Annotated in this window: 16 protein-coding genes; 11 read left to right on the forward strand and 5 right to left on the reverse strand. The window is 69.0% G+C overall.

From position 1 onward, the window contains the following. Nucleotides 1-420 precede the first annotated feature (420 nt). Nucleotides 421-1,758 carry a phenylacetate--CoA ligase family protein gene (locus GGD88_RS16475; RefSeq protein ID WP_246423837.1) on the reverse strand — a complete coding sequence of 446 codons (1,338 nt, stop codon included), beginning with the start codon at nt 1,756-1,758 and terminating at the stop codon, nt 421-423. Nucleotides 1,759-1,963: 205 nt separating this feature from the next. On the opposite strand from GGD88_RS16475, the gene GGD88_RS16480 reads away from it, so the two are divergent. Beyond that, a complete protein-coding gene (locus GGD88_RS16480; protein WP_184437489.1) occupies nt 1,964-2,548 on the forward strand; it encodes a histidine phosphatase family protein in 585 nt (194 codons plus the stop codon). 6 nt (nt 2,549-2,554) lie between these two features. Here GGD88_RS16480 and GGD88_RS16485 read toward each other — a convergent pair whose 3' ends face one another. Together GGD88_RS16485 and GGD88_RS16490 are read right to left on the reverse strand one after the other, a co-directional pair. After that, complete coding sequence (locus GGD88_RS16485; protein ID WP_184437491.1) at nt 2,555-3,931, reverse strand: glutamate--cysteine ligase; 1,377 nt, start codon at nt 3,929-3,931, stop codon at nt 2,555-2,557. A 76-nt stretch (nt 3,932-4,007) separates the two neighbouring features. Then, entirely contained in the window at nt 4,008-4,832 is an 825-nt protein-coding gene (locus GGD88_RS16490; protein WP_343056406.1) for a 16S rRNA (uracil(1498)-N(3))-methyltransferase, read from the reverse strand. A gap of 106 nt (nt 4,833-4,938) precedes the next feature. Here GGD88_RS16490 and ubiA point away from each other — a divergent pair, with 106 nt between their 5' ends. The 5 genes from ubiA to GGD88_RS16515 all read left to right on the forward strand — a co-directional run bounded on the left by ubiA (nt 4,939) and on the right by GGD88_RS16515 (nt 8,428). Beyond that, complete coding sequence (gene ubiA / locus GGD88_RS16495) at nt 4,939-5,877, forward strand: 4-hydroxybenzoate octaprenyltransferase (RefSeq protein ID WP_184437495.1); 939 nt, start codon at nt 4,939-4,941, stop codon at nt 5,875-5,877. A 105-nt stretch (nt 5,878-5,982) separates the two neighbouring features. Beyond that, entirely contained in the window at nt 5,983-6,915 is a 933-nt protein-coding gene (locus GGD88_RS16500; protein ID WP_184437497.1) for an aldo/keto reductase, read from the forward strand. A 16-nt stretch (nt 6,916-6,931) separates the two neighbouring features. Further along, the gene (locus GGD88_RS16505; protein WP_184437499.1) at nt 6,932-7,531 is read left to right on the forward strand and encodes a DUF6064 family protein; all 600 of its coding nucleotides are present in this window, start codon (nt 6,932-6,934) and stop codon (nt 7,529-7,531) included. A gap of 122 nt (nt 7,532-7,653) precedes the next feature. Further along, nucleotides 7,654-7,962 carry a hypothetical protein gene (locus tag GGD88_RS16510; protein WP_184437501.1) on the forward strand — a complete coding sequence of 103 codons (309 nt, stop codon included), beginning with the start codon at nt 7,654-7,656 and terminating at the stop codon, nt 7,960-7,962. Between the two features lie 286 nt (nt 7,963-8,248). Next, complete coding sequence (locus GGD88_RS16515; protein WP_184437504.1) at nt 8,249-8,428, forward strand: DUF1328 domain-containing protein; 180 nt, start codon at nt 8,249-8,251, stop codon at nt 8,426-8,428. A 131-nt stretch (nt 8,429-8,559) separates the two neighbouring features. Here GGD88_RS16515 and GGD88_RS16520 read toward each other — a convergent pair whose 3' ends face one another. Continuing rightward, nucleotides 8,560-10,005, reverse strand: a complete 1,446-nt coding sequence (locus GGD88_RS16520; protein WP_184437506.1) for a DUF6880 family protein — start codon at nt 10,003-10,005, stop codon at nt 8,560-8,562. A 132-nt stretch (nt 10,006-10,137) separates the two neighbouring features. Beyond that, nucleotides 10,138-10,707 (reverse strand): PAS and helix-turn-helix domain-containing protein, encoded by a 570-nt coding sequence (locus GGD88_RS16525; protein WP_184437508.1) that lies wholly within the window; start codon nt 10,705-10,707, stop codon nt 10,138-10,140. 115 nt (nt 10,708-10,822) lie between these two features. On the opposite strand from GGD88_RS16525, the gene GGD88_RS16530 reads away from it, so the two are divergent. The 5 genes from GGD88_RS16530 to GGD88_RS16550 are packed head-to-tail and all read left to right on the forward strand — an operon-like array spanning nt 10,823 to nt 16,595. Further along, nucleotides 10,823-11,995, forward strand: coding sequence for an acetyl-CoA acetyltransferase (locus GGD88_RS16530; protein WP_184437510.1), 1,173 nt, complete (start codon nt 10,823-10,825; stop codon nt 11,993-11,995). A gap of 4 nt (nt 11,996-11,999) precedes the next feature. Beyond that, nucleotides 12,000-13,544, forward strand: coding sequence for a class I adenylate-forming enzyme family protein (locus GGD88_RS16535; RefSeq protein ID WP_184437512.1), 1,545 nt, complete (start codon nt 12,000-12,002; stop codon nt 13,542-13,544). Nucleotides 13,545-13,594: 50 nt separating this feature from the next. Beyond that, entirely contained in the window at nt 13,595-14,680 is a 1,086-nt protein-coding gene (locus tag GGD88_RS16540) for a C4-dicarboxylate TRAP transporter substrate-binding protein (protein ID WP_184437514.1), read from the forward strand. A gap of 41 nt (nt 14,681-14,721) precedes the next feature. After that, nucleotides 14,722-15,237 carry a TRAP transporter small permease gene (locus GGD88_RS16545; RefSeq protein ID WP_184437516.1) on the forward strand — a complete coding sequence of 172 codons (516 nt, stop codon included), beginning with the start codon at nt 14,722-14,724 and terminating at the stop codon, nt 15,235-15,237. A 38-nt stretch (nt 15,238-15,275) separates the two neighbouring features. Continuing rightward, nucleotides 15,276-16,595 carry a TRAP transporter large permease gene (locus GGD88_RS16550; RefSeq protein ID WP_184437518.1) on the forward strand — a complete coding sequence of 440 codons (1,320 nt, stop codon included), beginning with the start codon at nt 15,276-15,278 and terminating at the stop codon, nt 16,593-16,595. Nucleotides 16,596-16,810: the final 215 nt, after the last annotated feature.

Genomic DNA, 16,810 nt, shown 5'->3' on the forward strand with positions numbered 1-16,810 from the left:
CGGGCCGGAATGGGCGCACCGGCCCTGCGGGCCGGAATGGGCGCACCGGCCCTGCGGGCCGGAATGGGCGCACCGGCCCTGCGGGCCGGAATGGGCGCACCGGCCCTGCGGGCCGGAATGGGCCAGGACGGTGCGTAAGACAGGGGCACGGTAGCGCCGCCGGGTGGCATTGAGAATGCCTTTGGTGTTCTTGGCGCCTTGGTGGTCGATCTTCTACCCGCCGCGCGGAACACGACCACCACGGCACGAAGGCACCAAGGGGACAGCCTCCAGACGCTCCCGTGCCGGCACCCGGCCCCGAGAGCCGATTGTTCGACATCGGACCGCAGATGCGGCCCGATGTCGACCGTGACTCGGCTCTACAGTATTGGTTTTAGAGCCGATTCTTGCGCCCAAAGGGGGCCGCGGCGCGCGTCCATTTTAGCGTGATCTACTCTGGGTCGCGGCCGTGCCCCGCAGATCCCGCACCCGCACCGCCTTGCCCTCGGAGCGGGGCACCGTGCCGGGGGGAACGAGGGACACGCCGCAGGTCACGCCGATGATGGACTTGATATGGTGGCGCACCTGCCCGGCGACGGCCGGGTAGGCGTCCGCAGCCAGGTCCGGCGCCGCTTCCACCTGCACCGACAGCCGGTCCATCGCGCCCTGGCGGTCGACCACCAGGAGGTAGTGCGGCGCCGTCCCCGGGAACCCCACCATCACCGCCTCGATCTGCGACGGATAGACGTTCACCCCCCGGATGATCAGCATGTCGTCGTTGCGCCCGGTCACCCGCATGATGCGCAGGTGCGTGCGGCCGCAGGCACAGGGCGCGTCCGTCAGCCGCGTGATGTCGCGCGTGCGGTAGCGGATCATGGGCAGGGCCTCCTTGGTCAGCGTGGTGATGACCAGTTCGCCCGTCGCGCCCATCGGCAGCGGCTCCAGGGTCTCCGGGTCGACGACCTCGAACAGGAAGTGGTCCTCCCAGCCGTGCAGGCCGCACCGGGCCGCGCATTCGATGGCCACGCCCGGCCCCATCACCTCCGACAGGCCGTAGGAGTCCATGGACCGGATGCCCAGGCGCGTGTCCAGTTCGCGGCGCATGCCGTCGCTCCAGGGTTCGGCGCCGAACAAGCCCAGGCGCAACGCCGACCCGGGCAGGTCGATGCCCACGCGTTCGGCCACCTCCGCCAGATTGAGCGCGTAGGACGGCGTGGCGCACAGCACGCTGGCCTCCAAGTCGAGCATGGCCTGGAGCTGGCGTTCGGTGTTGCCGCCCGACATTGGAACCACGGTGCAGCCCAGGCGCTCGGCACCGTAGTGGAACCCCATGCCGCCGGTGAACAGACCGTAGCCGTAGGCGTTGTGTGTCACCTCGCCGGACCGGACGCCGGCGGTGGCCATGGCGCGCGCCATCAGGTCGGCCCAGCGGTCGACGTCGCCGGCGGTGTAGCCGACCACCGTCGGCTTACCGGTGGTGCCGGAGGAGGCATGCACGCGCACCACCCGCTCGCGCGGGACGGCGAACAGGCCATAGGGATAGTTGTCGCGCAGGTCGGTCTTCACGGTGAACGGAAACCGGCGCAAGTCAGACAGATCGCGCAGATCATCGGGGCGGACGCCGCGGGCCTCGAACGCCCGCCGGTAGTGGGGCACGTTGGCGTAGGCATGGGCCAGCGTGCGGCGCAGGCGCTCGACCTGCATCGCGGCCAGGGCCTCGCGGTCCATGGTCTCGACCTGCGGATCGACCATCCGCATCTCCGCCGCCGCGACGTCCATTGAATGGCCCTCCCACCGTGTTGCCCCACTGCTATGCCGTTGTATCTCACTTTTTTTGTTGGGGGTACCACGCAGGGCCGTCGACAGCGGGCGACAGGTCCGGAACGCCCGCCGCCATCTCTCCGCGCGCCTTCGACCTTGGATCGGCGCGCGCCCGGGACCATGTTCCGGGTATCGCGAGTCCCGCGCCGGAAAGGCCCCGCCCATGCGTCCGCTGCGGATCCTGTGCCTGCTGCTGCTCCTGAGTGTCGCTCCGGCCGCGGCGGCCCGCGCCGAGGCCGATCCGGCCGCGCTCTGGCAGGCGCTGGCCGGCGGCGGCCACGTCGCCCTGATGCGCCATGCCCTGGCGCCCGGCACCGGCGATCCCATGCGGGTGGTGATCGGGGACTGTGCCACCCAGCGCAACCTCGATGACGTCGGCCGCGCCCAGGCCCGGGCGACCGGTGACGCCTTCCGCGCCCACGGCATCGACCGGGCGGTGGTGCTGACGAGCCAGTGGTGCCGCTGCCGCGAGACCGCCGCCCTGCTGGACCTCGGGCCGCCTGAGGACGTCCCGGCGCTGAACAGCTTCTTCGCGGACCGCTCCAAGGGACCCGCGCAGTTGGACGCGGTGCGGGCGTTCCTGGAGAACCTCGGGACCGACGCGCCGCCGCACGTGCTGGTCACCCATCAGGTGGTCGTCACCGGCCTGACGGATGTCTTTCCGCGCTCCGGCGAGATCGTGGTCCTGCGCCTGACCGACGGCGACGGCCCGCCGTTCATCGTCGCCGGCCGCATTCCCGCGTTCTGATGCCCCCTAATAGGCGTACTCGACGAAGATCGGATCCACGCTGCCGTTCCAGCGGCCGTGGTACGCCTCCAGGTGCTCCTCCGCCGGGCAGCGGCCGGAGTCGGCAATCTCGAACAGCACGTCGAGGAAGCAGGTCTCGTCGCGGCCCTGACTGTTCAGCCGCGCCCGTCGCGCCAGCCCGCGGCGGGCGATGTCCAGGACCTCCAGCGCCACGTCACCCGCGGTGCCGCCGCGGAACGGCGTGCCCAGCGCCCGCGCCGGCACCTGATCGCGCAGGTCGCTCATCTCGGCCAGGGTCCAGTCCTTGACGAGTTGGCCGGCCTCGTCCAGCGCCGTCGGATCGTACAACAGCCCGACCCAGAACGCCGGCAGGGCACAGATGCGGCTCCATGGGCCGCCGTCGGCGCCGCGCATCTCCAGGTAGGTCTTGAGCCGCACCTCCGGAAACGCCGTGGTGACGTGGTCGGACCAGTCGCCCAGGGTCGGCGTCTCACCGGGCAGCGCAGGCAGGCGGCCGGCCATGAAGTCCCGGAACGACTGGCCGGCGGCGTCAATGTAGCGGCCGTCGCGGTAGACGAAGTACATCGGCACGTCGAGCATGTAGTCGACGTAGCGTTCGAAGCCCATGCCGTCCTCGAACACGAACGGCAGCAGGCCGGACCGGTCGGGATCGGTGTCGGTCCAGATGTGGCTCCGGTAGCTGAGGAAGCCGTTGGGCGTGCCCTCGGTGAACGGGCTGTTGGCCCACAGCGCGGTCGCCAGGGGTTGCAGGGCCAGCGCCACCCGGAACTTCCGCACCATGTCCGCCTCGCTGGCGAAGTCCAGGTTCACCTGGACGGTGCAGGTGCGCAGCATCATGTCCAGCCCCAGCGTGCCCCGGGTCGGCATGTAGCGGCGCATGACCTCGTAGCGGCCCTTGGGCATCCAGGGGATGTCCTCGCGCGCCCACTTCGGGTTGAAGCCGAGGCCGATCAGGCCGATCCCCAGCTCGCCGCAGACGGTTTTCAGGTTGCGGTGGTGGCTGGTGGTCTCGGCGCAGGTCTCGTGGATGGTTTCCAGCGGCGCGCCCGACAGTTCGAGCTGGCCGCCCGGCTCCAGGGTGACGCTGCCGCCGGTGGGGCAAGACAGGGCGATCAGGTTGCCGGTCTCGGAGACCGGCGCCCAGCCGTAAGCCTTCAGGCGCTCCAGCAGGTCACGAATGCCCGGGCCGTCGCGGCCGCCCTCGTAGGGCAGCGGGCGCAGGTCGCGCAGGGTGAAGGCGAACTTCTCATGCTCGGTGCCGATGCGGAACCGTTCGGCGGGCTTGCAGCCCGATTCGAACCAGGCGACGAGATCGGACTTGCCCGCGACGGGCTGTGCGTTGGCTTTGGCGGGGGCGGACATAAAGGGGGACTCCGAGGGCGGACCGGGCGCCTGGAACCACGCCCGACCCGGGGGACGGGACTCGCTTCGGATCGGATCAGCGCCAGTCCCCGGCCAGGGCCTGCCAGAGCGTGAGGCCCGCAATCGCGGCGGTTTCGGCGCGCAGCACCCGGGGACCCAGGCGAACCGGCGTAACAAACGGCAGATGCCCGAGGGCGTCAAGTTCCGAGTCCGCCAGGCCGCCCTCCGGTCCCACCAGCAGCGCGGCCGGCGTTTCGTCGCGCGCGGCGGCGGCGAAGGCGGCGGCGGCCGGCCCCGCGCGGCCGTGCTCGGCCAGCACGAACAGCCGCCGCTCGGCCGGCCAGGCCGCGGGCAGGTGCGCCAAGGCGACCGGATCGGCCACCGTCGGCACCGTCAAGCGGCGGCACTGTTCAGACGCCTCGATGGCGTGGGCCTGCAGGCGGGCGGCGTTGACGCGCGCCGCGGTGGTGAACCGCGTCAGCACCGGTTGCAGGCGGGCGACCCCGAGTTCGGTCGCCTTCTCCGCCAGCACATCAACCGGACCCCGCTTCAGCGGCGCGAACAGCAGCCACGGGCCGTCGTCTTCGGTCGCGGGCTGCGGCCGCAGGCAGGCGACGCAGCGGGCCGTGGCGGACGCCTTCGCGACCGTCTCCAGGACCGCCCGCCACTCGCCATCCTGGCCGTTGAACAGCACCACCGTATCGCCCGGGCCGCGCCGCATGACCGCGCGCAGGTAGTGCGCCTGCGGCGCCGCCAGCGTCACCGTGCCACCCTCGGACAGGGCCGCGTCGGCCACGTACAGGCGCGGGCCGTGTCCGGCGGGCGGCGCCGGGGCCAGGGCGTCCAGGGTGGCGGACAGGTCGCTGTCGCGCGGATCGTGCGGATCGTCGGGCAGAGTCACGGCGGGGCCTCTTGAGCGGAGCGGGCGGCGCCCGTAGGGTAGGCGCCGGCGCGACGGCCTCCAACAGGGGCGTGCGCCGGTCCAGGAATTGCGCGGCGAGGGTTCCATGTCCAGAGGTGCGGATCTGATCGGCGACATGCCCGTGGGCGGCTGGGTGGACCGCAATGTCCCCGCGCCGCTGCTGCCTTATGCCAAGCTGATCCGGCTCGACCGGCCGATCGGCTGGTGGCTGCTGGTGTGGCCGTGCTGGTGGAGCACGGCGATGGCGGCCGACGCCACGACCGGATACTGGCCGGACCCGGTGCTGCTGGTGCTGTTCCTGATCGGCTCGGTGGTGATGCGCGGGGCCGGCTGCACCTACAACGACATCGTGGACCGGGACTACGACGCCAAGGTGGCCCGCACGGCGGCGCGGCCAATCCCGGCCGGGGCCGTTTCGCCCACCCAGGCCAAGCTGTTCCTGATCCTGCTGGGCCTGATCGGGCTGGCGGTTCTGTTGTCCCTGAACGGGTTTGCCATCCTTCTGGGAGTCTTGTCGCTACCGCTGGTGTTCGCCTATCCGTTCATGAAGCGGATCACCTACTGGCCGCAGGCGTGGCTCGGGATCACCTTCACCTACGGCGCCCTGATGGGCTGGGCGGCGGTGCGCGGCGACCTGGACTGGGCGCCGCTGGTGCTCTACGTCGGCTGTTGGTTCTGGACGCTGCACTACGACACCGTCTATGCGCATCAGGACAAGGAGGACGACCTGATCGTCGGCGTGAAGTCCTCGGCGCTGGCCCTGGGCCGCTACACGCGGCCGGCGCTCGTGGTGTTCGTGGCCGCGTTCATGGGTCTGGTCGCGTTGGCCGGCGCCCTGGCCGGCCTGCACTGGGTGTTCTTCGTGCTGCTGGCGCTGCCGGCCGGGCACCTGCTGTGGCAGGCGCTGACGGTGGATATCGACGATGGCGGCGACTGTCTCGCCAAGTTCAAGTCCAACCGTCACATGGGCTGGTTGCTGTTCGGTGCCATCATCGCCGGGCGCGTGCTCGCCGGACCGGTGTAGGCCGGACCGGCCGGGTCCCAAAGGGATGCGGCCGGTGTGTCCCCCTGGGCAACGGGCCGCGCCGGCCCCACATCGCGGACAGCCCCACCCGACGACAGGTGCGCCATGTCCGCCAACGCTGTGTCCTCGCGTCGCGCCCTGCTGGGCGCCCTGACCGGGCTCGGCGCCCTGGCCGTGACCGGCGGTGTCACGTCGGTCCGCGCCGCCCCATCCCGCCTGAGCAAGCCGATTCCGTCCACCGGGGAGCAGATCCCGGCCATCGGCATGGGGACGTGGATCACCTTCAACGTGGGCGACGATCCGGTGCTGCGCGCCCAGCGCACCGAGGTGCTGCGCGCCTTCTTCGACGCCGGCGGCGGCCTCATCGACAGTTCGCCCATGTACGGCGCGTCGCCCCGTGTGGTGGGTCACGCGCTGGCGGCCTTGGGCCGGCCCGCCGGCCTGTTATCCGCCACCAAGGTGTGGACCTCGACCGTGGCCGACGGTCCGGCGGAGATCGCCCGCTCGGCCGACTGGTGGGGCGTGGAGACCTTCGACCTGCTCCAGGTTCACAATCTGCTGGCCTGGGAGGGGCACCTGGAGACCCTGTTCGCCATGAAGGCCGCGGGCCGGCTGCGCTACGTGGGAGTGACCACCTCGCACGGCCGGCGTCACGGCGAGTTGGCGCGCATCATGGAACGTCACCCGCTGGATTTCGTGCAACTCACCTACAACGCGGTCGACCGTGCGGCGGAGGACCGCCTGTTGCCGCTGGCACGGGAGCGGGGAATCGCCGTGATCGCCAACCGGCCGTTCCGGCGCGGCGCGCTGGTGGACCGGGCGCAGCGCCGCCCGCTGCCGGCCTGGGCCGGCGAGCTCGACTGCGCCACCTGGCCCGCGGTGTTGCTCAAGTACATCATCTCGCACCCGGCGGTCACCTGCGCCATTCCGGCGACCAGCCAGGTGGTCCACATGCGCGAGAACATGGCCGCGATGACGGGTGTCGTGCCGGACGCGGCCCAGCGCCGGCGCATCGCCGCCGCCGTCTCCGACCTGTAGCCGCCCCCGGTCGGCCATGGACGCGGTGCTGAGCTACAACCTCACCGATCTGGTGCCGTTCGGCCCAGAGACCTACCATCGCCTGTTCGCGCGCCTCAATGCGGCGCTGTGGCCGGGGCCGCTGCTGCTGCCGCTGGTCGGGGCGGGCCTGGTCGTGCTGGCCTGGCGGGCACCGCGCGGGGCTGGGCGCGTAACGGCCGGCGCGCTGGGGCTGGCGTGGCTGTGGGTCGGCTGGGACGTGCTGCTGGGGCGCTTCGGCCCCCTGCTGTGGGCCGCGCCCTACGCGGCGGCGCTGGTCTGGATCCAGGGGGCGGCGATGCTGCTGGCGGGTGCGCTGGCCGGGGCGACACCGGCCCGACGCGGCCCGTCGGTGGGCCATGGACTCGGCCTGCTGCTGGCCCTGGCCGGGGTGGTGGCCTGGCCGCTGTCGGCGCCGCTGTCCGGCCGGCCCTGGATCCAGGCCGAGGTGGTTGGCCTGGCGCCGGACCCGACCGCGCTGCTGACCCTGGGCCTGCTGCTGATGGCGGGCGGCCGGGTGCGCTGGGGGCTGATGGTGATTCCCGTCGTGTGGCTCGCCCTCAGCACCGCCGTCCATGTCGCGATGGCACAGGTGTAGCGCAAGGGGCGAGCGCCCGAGCGGCGCACTCGGGTATTTTCCGGACAGCGGACGGAACGCGCGGCGGGGCATGCTCGTTACCGTGGGGTATCGGATCACGATCACCCGCACGGAGAGTTGTCATGAGCATGCAGCAGAATCGGTACATGCAGGCCCTGAACCAGGATTTCGACGCGCTGAAGCAGAAATGGGACGAGATGCGCCAGCATGTCGACCGGAAGGATGGATCGTCGGACGGCGCCAACGGCTCCGGCGCCAACGGCTCCGGCGGCCCCGACTCCAAGCTGGCCCAGACCGCCTGGGACGACTTCCAGGAGCAGTCCCGCAAGATGCAGGCGGCCGGCGAGACCGCCTCGGATGAACTGCGTGGCAGCTACGAGGCAGCGCGGGACAAAGTGCGCCGCATCGCCGATAGCTACCGGTCCGGGTAGGCCAGGTCTTCGGCGCCGCAAGACCGTACGGCCCGGGTCGTGAGGTTGAGGGCAGATGGTGCCCGATCTGACTCACACCGTGTTTCGGATTGACGACGTAACTCTGCCCTGACTCAAAGAGTGACGGCGGATGGACGGACGGCCGTGGAGCCCGGGAGCGGGTCCAATGCCGTGCCATCCGCCCCGGGGCCGGACCACCAACGCACCCCGGCGCCGCGACGCGGCACATGGCCGTGGTCGGGCCGCGCCGCGACACACGCCGGGCCACGACGAGACGGAGGGACCCATGCTGAACTGGGCCATAGCGTTCTTCCTCATTGCCCTCGTGGCCGCCGTGCTGGGCTTCGGCGGGATCGCCGGGGCCGCGGCTTCGATCGCCCAGGTGCTGTTCGTCATCTTCCTGGTGCTGTTCGTCGCCTCGCTGATCGGCGCGCTGGTCTCCGGACGGCGACCGCCGGCACCCTAGGACGCCGAGATCACCCAGCCAGGGCGCGGCCATGCCGCCCCTGCGACCCGACCGGCGGGTCGCAGGGAGGGGGTCCGCCCTGGCGTCAGGTCCGCCACCCGCACCCTGATCCGGTCATCCGCCGGCCCGTCTCATGCCGACTCCACGGCGTTCCAGAAGGATGTCTTGCGCCCGTGGTCCCGCCGCAGACGCGCCTCGTAGGCCACGTGGGTTTCGAACGCGCCGAAGTCCTCGATCCGGGTCGCCAGCCCTGCGCAGTCCATCAGGTGCCGGGCCGCGTGACGGTAGCGGCTGTTTCGGGCGCGGCCCAGCGCGAAGTCGATCATGGCCCGCAGCAGCAGGGTCGCGGCCAGCGGGTGCTTCCCGGCGAGCGCGTCGGCGGCGGGCGTGAGGATATGGTAATGGTTGCCGTCCAGGTCCGAGGCCCGCGCCAGAACGAGCCGCGCCGCCCGGTCCAGCGCCGGCCAGTGGACCAGGAACCACAGCGCCTCATGCACGCCGGTCACGCGCTCGGCGTAGTCCAGCGCCTTTTCCTCCGCCTCAAGGTCCTCGAAGTCGGGCAGCCGGGACAAATAGTCCCGCAGATGGGTGCTGGACAGGGACCGTTCGAACACCGTCCAGCGCGCGGCCTGGGCGTCGTCGGGTCGGTCCAGGGCCTCCAGCGCGGCGATGCGCGCATCGTCCCAGTCGAAGCTGGGCCAGCCGGTTCGGGATGTGTTGGCGTTGTCCAGAAGCCGCAGGGCCTCGTCGGCGCGATCGGCAGCGATCAGCCGTTGGGCGATTTCCGCCGCAATCTGCGGGACCTTGCGGACCTTCGGGTCGTACTGGGCGATGAAGGCATCGACGTCCCCCTGGGCGTCCGCGATGGCCTGTAGGGCGTATCTGACCGTGCCCTGCCGCGACCGCTCCGCCATCTCGTCTTCGTAGATGGCGCCGGTATGGGAGGACCATCCGATCCGAACCCGGTCCTTGTCCGCCGGGCGTGGCACGGGTGTGTTCGATAGGGCGACGATCCGCCCCTTGAGGTGCTCCAGCCCCTTGCGCCCCAGGGCCGGGGCCAGAACGGGGATCAGATTATCGGTCAGGCCGTAGTCGTTGCCGCACAGAGCGTCATAGGTGCGGTCGGCCAGGGCGACGGGCTCCACCCCGGCCGCTGTGGCCAGCCTGCCAAGGTCCCCGCAGGCGGTGCGGAACACGTCGGCGATGACGCCGCTGCTGTCGTCGCACCGCGCGTAGACCGCGTTGCCCAGGTCCAGAAACCGCCACGTCAGGTCCAGGGCGGTGACGGGATCCGATCCGCCCACCTTATCGACGATGGTCACCCTATGGCTTTCGAGGTCGGCGGCCATGGCGCGGGTTTCGGACCATTCGATAAACCGGCGCCCGCGCGCGATCTCGCCCAGGCGCTTGCGCACCTCCCGGGCCACCTCAGCGGGGCCCAGGGCATCCGCCAAGGCAAGCCGCAGCCGGCGTTTCGCCGCCGCATTCCCGGTCGTGACCTCAAGCAGCAGTTCGGCCAGCTTTTCGGCGCCGAGGGCTTCCAAGTTCTGGGCGTTGAGGGTCTTCTTCGAGGGCATAGGATGGCGGGCGCGAGCGGCGGCTTTGCAATGGGTACGGTCCCGGCATCATGCCACAGGGCCCGTTTAGGAGACCAGGACATCCCGACGGGTGCGTCCGCACGCCGCCGGGACTCGCGCCCGCACGCAGGATCAAATCGCAACCACAATCTGGGACACGAGTTCGGCGGTGTTCTTGACCCCGAACTTTTTCATGAGCCGCGCCCGATGCGTTTCGACGGTGCGAGTCGAGATGCCAAGGCGCTCGCCGATCATCCGGGAGGTCAGCCCCTGCCCAATGAGCGGTGCGATCTCGCGCTCGCGGGGGGTGAGGCGGACGGAGCGATACTGCCGGTGCTCGACCTGATCGAAGGTCCAGATCATCAGCGCGAAGGGGTCCTCGGGCGACAGGGTGACACCGCGCGCACGCGCCCAGAAGACCGTGCCCTCGCTCGTCTGCATGAAGCGTTCGTCTTCCCAGACGGTCGCACCGGTCCTGCGCATCTGTGTCTCGCACACCTCGCCCAGCCGCTGGAAGTCGGAGATGGACGGATAAAGACGCTGCACCGAGCGCCCGACCAAATCGCTACGGCGAAAGCCGAAGAGCCGCTCGACCGCGGCATTCACCTCCACCATGCGACGGTATCGCAGGACCAAGTGCGCCACGGGCGATTCCCGAAAGGCCAGCAGGCCCGCTTTGTCGGGGGTGGATGTGTCGATCATGGACATCTCGGCGACGTGGTGACCTCCGCAATCGTACGTACGAAATGACGTATATCTACGAATATCGCAGATAGTTTGGAAGTGCCATCATCCCCTACAAGAGAAGGAGGATGAATTGGCAGACAAGATTTCCATCGTAGGCAGCGGTCACACCAGGTTCGGCCGCCTTGATGCCAGCCTCGAGGACATGATTGTCGAGGTCGTGCGCGAGGCTGTGCAGGAAAGTGGCATCGATCCCGCCGAGATCGACGCGGTGTTCCTTGGCCATTTCAACTCGGGACTCGTCAGCGATGGATTCGCCTCGTCGCTGATCCATCAGGCCTACCCCGCATTGCGCTTCACGCCCGCCGCACGGGCGGAGAACGCCTGCGCCTCGGGGTCTGCCGCAATCCATGCCGGGATGAACGCGATCCGCGCGGGCACCGCGCGCACCGTGCTCGTCGTCGGCGCCGAGAAGATGACGCACCGCTCGACCAAGGACGTCACGCGGGCGCTGGCCGGGGCCGGTTACCAGAACGACGCGGACGAGAAGCACCTGAGCTTCCCGCAGGTCTTCGGCATCGCGGCCAAGGCCTACACCGAGCGGTACGGCAACCCGCTCGATGCGATGGCCCGGATCTCGGTCAAGAACCACGCCAACGCGACGAAGAACCCGCTGGCGCACATGCAGAAACAGTTCACCTTCGAGGAGGCCTCGCAGGTCACCGACAAGAACCCCGAGATCGCGCCGCCGCTGCGCCTCACGGACTGCTCGCTCGTGACGGACGGGGCGGCCGCGGTGGTGCTGACGTCCGAGACCGATGCCGCCCGGTTCGACCGTGCCGTTCGGGTCCGCTCGGCGGTGCACGTCAGCGATCTGCTGCCCATGAAGAGCCGCGACTTCCTGGCCTTCGAGGGACCGGAGCGCGCCTTCGGCCTTGCGTTCGAAGACGCCGGCGTGGCGCTTGGCGACGTGGACTTCGCCGAAGTCCACGACTGCTTCACCATCGCCGAACTGCTGACCTACGAGGCGATGGGCCTCGCGCCCAAGGGTCAGGGAGCCCGAGCCCTCGAGGAGGGCACGGTCTATCGCGACGGTGCGTTGCCCGTGAACCTGTCGGGCGGGCTCAAGGCGAAGGGACACCCGGTCGGTGCCACCGGCGTGTCGATGCACGCCCTCGCGTTCCGACAACTGACCGGACAGGCCGGCGAGATCCAGAGGAACGGCGCCGAGGTGGGGCTCGTCTTCAACATGGGGGGCGCCGCGGTCGCCAACTACGTCTCGGTTCTCGAAGCACAGAAAGCCTGAGCCGATGAACCTCGCGATGTGGCTCCACCAGACCGGCCGCGTGCACGCGGATGCGCCTGCGATCCGCACCGGCGAGCGGTTGCACGCGACCTACGCCGAGTTCGCCTTTCGCGCCTGGGCGTTGGGCGAGCACCTGAAATCGGCGTACGGGGTCGGACGTGGCGACCGGGTGGCGCTTTTTGCCAAGAACTGCGCCGAGTATCTCGAGATGCTCTACGGCGTCCTCTGGATCGGCGCGACTGTCGTTCCGATCAACAACAAGCTGCACCCGCGCGAAGCCGCCTGGATCATCGAGAACGCCGAGGCAACACTGGCGATCACCGAAACGGGCACGGTGTACGGCCCACCCGACGATCTGGGCGCGTCCTGCGCCGAGGTGGGCCTCCGCGCCGACGCCTTCGCTCGGGCCATCGCCGCGGCGTCCGCGAGCGACTACCGCCCGCCGGTCGACGTACGGGACGACGACACGGCGTGGCTCTTCTACACCTCCGGCACGACGGGCCGCCCCAAGGGCGTCATGGCCACCCACCGCAATCTGCGCATGATGGCCACGACCTATGCCCTCGACGTTGACACCGTCTCGGCAGGCGATCATTCGCTGTACGCCGCCCCGATGTCGCACGGAGCCGGGCTCTACAATTTCCAGTTTGTGCGCGTCGGCGGCTGTCACGTCATCCCCGACTCACAGGGCTTCGATCCGGCCGAGATCCAGCGCCTGGCCGAGAGCCTTGGGAGTCTCGTCTTCTTTGCCGCGCCGACGATGGTAACGCGCCTCGTCCGGCACGCCGAGGCGAGCGGCTACGATGGCACGGGCATTCGCACGGTCATCTATGGCGGCGGACCGATGTATCTCGCCGACATCACGCGGGCGCTTGAGGTCTTCGGGCCCAAATTCGTTCAGATCTATGGACAGGGCGAAAGCCCGATGACGATCACCGCGATGCCGCGCGATCTGGTCGCGGACCGGACACACCCGAACGCCGACGCCCGGCGCGCCTCTGTCGGGACGGCGCAATCCTGCGTCCAGGTGCGGGTCGTGGACGACGCACTGCAGGACGTGCCCGAAGGCGAGACCGGCGAGATCCTCGTGCGCGGCGATACCGTGATGAAAGGCTACTGGAAGAACGAGGCCGCGACCGCCGAAACGGTTGTTGAGGGCTGGCTGCGGACCGGCGATCTCGGCCGCCTCGACGCCGACGGGTTCCTGACCCTCACCGACCGCTCGAAGGACGTGATCATCTCGGGCGGGACCAACATCTACCCGCGCGAGGTTGAGGAAGCGCTCCTGACCCATGAAGACGTGCAGGAGGTTTCCGTGATCGGCCGCCCGCATCCGGAGTGGGGCGAGGAGGTCGTCGCCTTCGTCGTCCTGACCGAGGGCAGCACCTGCGACGCGGCCGCCCTGGAGGCGTGGTGCCGCGCCCAGATCGCCTCGTTCAAGAAGCCGAAGCATTACGTCTTCATGCCGGACCTGCCGAAAAACAGTTATGGCAAGGTCCTGAAGACCAGCTTGCGCGAACGCATCACGCTGACGACCGAAGAGGCGTAAAGCGGACAGCGGGCGCGCGGGAAACAGACGACAAATATCGGGAGGATACCATGCAGCGCAGAGAGTTTCTCAAGACCGGGGCGGCGGCCGTGGGCGGCGCCTTTGTGATCGGCATGCCGGCCATCGCCAAGGCCGCCACGTCGCTGAAGTTCGATAGCTACGTGTCGGACAGCGCCGGCCCGTCGTGGGTCGACAGCTGGTACCTCGACGAACTGGAGAAGCGCACCAACGGCGAGGTCACGGTGCGCCGGTACTGGTCCGGCTCCCTCAACAAGGTGGGCGAGCATCTGGCCGCCGCGCGCGACGGCACGTCCGAGATCACGCTGATCGCGCCGGGCTACTACCAGGCCGAACTGCCGGTGACGCGCGGCCTGGAGTGGTATTTCCGCATGACCCGCGCGGATGCGCTTCAGCGCGTGTGTCGCGAGATTTATCAGACATACGAGCCGCTCCGCGCCGAGTGGGAACAGCGGCACCGCTCCAAGGTGCTCTACTGGACCAACTGGAACTACGCCCCGCTCATTCTGCGCGAGCCGATCTCCTCGCTCGAGGACCTCAAGGGCAAGCGCATTCGCGGCTACGGCGTCGCCACCGACGTGATCGAGGCGCTCGGCGGAACGGCCATCCCGATGGCGGCCCCCGAGGTCTACCCGGCGCTGGAGCGCGGCATCCTCGACGGCATCTACGGCTTCGATTTCATCACGGCTGTGGCTTACAAGCTGCACGAGATCGCGCCGAACTTCTACGACATCGGCGACGGTCCCCATGCGCCGTCCGCCGTCATCATGAACAAGGCGGTCTATGACGGTCTGCCCGATGACGTGCGCAAGGTGTCGGACGAGATCGTGGACGAGATCTATGGCGGCAAGTTCGCCGAGATTTACGACGGCGCTTTGTCGCGCTATGTCGCGACCGCGCAGGCCGAGGGCGTGTCGCTGAACACCGTCTCGGACGAGGAAAAAGAGCGCGCCCGCGGCCTCGTGCAGCCCGCGCAGGTCAATACGTGGATCGAGACCGTCGCAACGCAGGCCGGGATTGATGGCGAAGAGATGCAGTCGATGATCTCTGAGGCGATCGCGAAATACGATCCGGAGGGCACCCTGCGCCGCCCCTACGAGATCGCCAAAGACTCCTAAGGCGAGACCCCCCAAAACGACCACCCCGGAGCGGATGACCGATGCGCACGATCAAGAGCATTCTGAAGCTCGTCTCGAACGTCTTCGGGGTGGTCGCCATGGCCTTTCTCGCCTTCCTGATGTTCGGTATCACCGCCGACGTCATTGCACGGGCGCTGACGGGCGATCCGATCTCGGGCGTCTTCGAGATGTCCGAACTCAGCCTCGTCATGATCGTGTTCCTCGGCGCGATGTGGGGGCAGCAGGACCGCGCCCACATCCGCGTGAACGTCCTGTCGAACCGGCTCACCGGTCTGCCGCACCGGATCGCCATGACCTTCGCCTGGGGGTGCGGCGCGCTGGCGCTGCTGATGCTCGCATGGCCGGCGACGCAGGACGCGATCTACTCCGTCTCGATCTGGGAATTCCGCTGGGGCTACATCCAGATCCCGATCTGGTGGACCAAGGTTGGACTGGCCGCGGGCCTGTGGTTCGCCGCCGTGCAGATGGCGCTCCACGCCGTCTCCGCCCTTATCGAAGACGAGCCGGACGCGACGACGCCCTGGCCCGAGGGCTGACCCGGCCCCGCCCGTCCCGTACCTGAGAGGTTGCCCGCATGGACCCGTCCCTCGCGCCCTACATCGCGGTTGGGCTGATCTTCCTCTTCATGGCCGCCGGGGTGCCGGTGTTCGCGGCGCTCGCGCTGTCCGGCGCGGCCGGGATCATCATGGTCGAAGATTTCGGCTTCCTGATGACTCGCCTGAAGTCCCTGCCGTATTCGACGACGGCGGTCTACACGCTGGTCATCATCCCGCTGTTCATCCTGATGGGGGCGTTCGCCCACCACGCCGAAGTCGGCAAGAAGCTCTTTCACGTGGCGTCCAAATGGGTCGGGCATCTGCCCGGCGGTCTGGCCATGTCGTCGATCCTGACCAGCGCCGGGTTCGCGGCGACCTCCGGCTCTTCGGTCGCGACGGCGGCGACCGTGGGCAGCGTCGCCCTGCCGGAGATGAAGAAGGCCGGATACGAGCCGGCGCTGTCCGCGGGCGCGGTGGCGGCGGGCGGTGTGCTCGGCGTGCTGATCCCGCCCAGCGTTCTGCTGATCTTCTATGCCGCGCTGACCGAGACCAGCGCCGGCAAGATGCTGATCGCGGGCATCGTGCCGGGGCTGCTGACCACGATCGTCTTCATCGTCGGCATCTGGGTGATCGCCCGCAAGGGGGCCTCCCGGACCGCCGTGACGGAGCGGGCGAGCTGGCGCGAGGCGGCCCTCGGCACCGGCCAGGCTTGGCAGGTGCTCGTCCTGTTCATCGTCGTGATGGGCGGCATCTACCTTGGTCTTATGACGCCGACCGAGGCCGGTGCGCTTGGCGCCCTGGCCGCCTTCCTCATGCTGCTCGCTCACCGTGCGTCCTGGCGCGAGGGGATGCGCGGCAAGATCACGGAAAGCTTTCGCTCGACCATCGGCACCACGGTGATGATCCTGTTCACGATCCTCGGGGCCGGTGTCTTCTCCTATTTTCTGACGCTCGTGCAGGTGCCGAACCAACTCGCTGAGGTGGTCGTTGAGTCCGGCCTGCCGCCCTATCTCGTGGTCGCCTGCCTGCTGTTGGTGTTCGTGCCGCTGGGCATGTTTCTCGACGCGTTCTCGATGATGGTGATCGCGATCCCGATCATGTTCCCGACCGTGCACGCGCTGGGCTTCGATCCGATCTGGTTCGGCATCCTGACGGTCAAGATGTGCGAGATCGGCCTGATCACCCCGCCCGTGGGCCTCAACTGCTATGTCATCGCCGGCATCGACCGGGCCACACCGCTGTCGACCGTGTTCCGTGGGTCGCTGTGGTTCGTGGCGATGGAGTTCATCACCATCACCCTGCTGTTCCTCTTTCCCGTCCTCACCACGGGACTGCCCAGTCTGATGACCGTGGGGTGATACCGGCCGGCCTTGATCCTGACTGGTCAGGATCAAGGCTATACGCGACGTCGCCGCGCCGGCCGGTCGACGGAAAGGCCCGTCCGTCGGCCGGCATCAGGCGTCGAACAACCCAAAATATGGTTCATCACGGAATTCCGGGGAAGGCGGCGCGGATCTTGAGAAAGAAGTAGGCGTCATCCCGGAAACCGTAGGCCATCCGCTTGATGACCTTG

Origin of the sequence: Roseospira goensis, assembly GCF_014197795.1 — a bacterium.
GTDB classification, from domain to species: Bacteria; Pseudomonadota; Alphaproteobacteria; order Rhodospirillales; family Rhodospirillaceae; genus Rhodospira; species Rhodospira goensis.

Coding starts and splice junctions, on each gene's coding strand:
- GGD88_RS16480 (WP_184437489.1), top strand. CDS start 1,964: ATGCGTCCGCTGCGGATCCTGTGCCTGCTGCTGCTCCTGAGTGTCGCT.
- GGD88_RS16550 (WP_184437518.1), top strand. CDS start 15,276: ATGGACCCGTCCCTCGCGCCCTACATCGCGGTTGGGCTGATCTTCCTC.
- GGD88_RS16475 (WP_246423837.1), bottom strand. CDS start 1,758: ATGGACGTCGCGGCGGCGGAGATGCGGATGGTCGATCCGCAGGTCGAG.
- GGD88_RS16525 (WP_184437508.1), bottom strand. CDS start 10,707: ATGATCGACACATCCACCCCCGACAAAGCGGGCCTGCTGGCCTTTCGG.
- GGD88_RS16540 (WP_184437514.1), top strand. CDS start 13,595: ATGCAGCGCAGAGAGTTTCTCAAGACCGGGGCGGCGGCCGTGGGCGGC.
- GGD88_RS16505 (WP_184437499.1), top strand. CDS start 6,932: ATGGACGCGGTGCTGAGCTACAACCTCACCGATCTGGTGCCGTTCGGC.
- ubiA (WP_184437495.1), top strand. CDS start 4,939: ATGTCCAGAGGTGCGGATCTGATCGGCGACATGCCCGTGGGCGGCTGG.
- GGD88_RS16510 (WP_184437501.1), top strand. CDS start 7,654: ATGAGCATGCAGCAGAATCGGTACATGCAGGCCCTGAACCAGGATTTC.
- GGD88_RS16485 (WP_184437491.1), bottom strand. CDS start 3,931: ATGTCCGCCCCCGCCAAAGCCAACGCACAGCCCGTCGCGGGCAAGTCC.
- GGD88_RS16515 (WP_184437504.1), top strand. CDS start 8,249: ATGCTGAACTGGGCCATAGCGTTCTTCCTCATTGCCCTCGTGGCCGCC.
- GGD88_RS16535 (WP_184437512.1), top strand. CDS start 12,000: ATGAACCTCGCGATGTGGCTCCACCAGACCGGCCGCGTGCACGCGGAT.
- GGD88_RS16500 (WP_184437497.1), top strand. CDS start 5,983: ATGTCCGCCAACGCTGTGTCCTCGCGTCGCGCCCTGCTGGGCGCCCTG.
- GGD88_RS16545 (WP_184437516.1), top strand. CDS start 14,722: ATGCGCACGATCAAGAGCATTCTGAAGCTCGTCTCGAACGTCTTCGGG.
- GGD88_RS16520 (WP_184437506.1), bottom strand. CDS start 10,005: ATGCCCTCGAAGAAGACCCTCAACGCCCAGAACTTGGAAGCCCTCGGC.